The organism is Aequorivita sp. KMM 9714 (genome assembly GCF_011065475.1).
Classification (GTDB): Bacteria; Bacteroidota; Bacteroidia; order Flavobacteriales; family Flavobacteriaceae; genus Aequorivita; species Aequorivita sinensis.
In genome coordinates this window covers 1-358 of sequence record NZ_JAAGRO010000045.1, presented here as the reverse complement: position 1 = coordinate 358, position 358 = coordinate 1, and the positions used below count along the sequence as shown (strand labels likewise).

1 protein-coding gene is annotated in these 358 nt (G+C 35.8%); it reads left to right on the top strand.

Features of this window, described 5'->3' with window-relative positions; translation table 11 throughout:
• Positions 1 to 358 (top strand): hypothetical protein (locus tag G3A46_RS14105; RefSeq protein ID WP_206736030.1); only part of this gene is annotated, 358 nt, incomplete at both ends.

Here is a 358-nt window from a genome sequence, read left to right as displayed (position 1 = left end):
ATGAAATTATCAACCTTATTACCAACACCACAGGTTCAGATAAATTCGTAGATAATGGCGATGGTACGTTTACGCATACTACAGTAAATGGAGATGTAATTACTTTCGATGCAAACACCACTACATTGTTAGATAACGGTAATGGAACTTACACACTAACCAACGCAAATGGTGATACAATTACAATTGATGTTGTAGGAGATGTGGTAACTAACATCCAAAACCAAGGTGATATCTATAATGAAATTATCAACCTTATTACCAACACTACAGGTTCAGACCTCTTCGTAGATAATGGCGATGGTACATTTACGCATACTACAGTAAATGGAGATGTAATTACGTTTGATGCTAACAC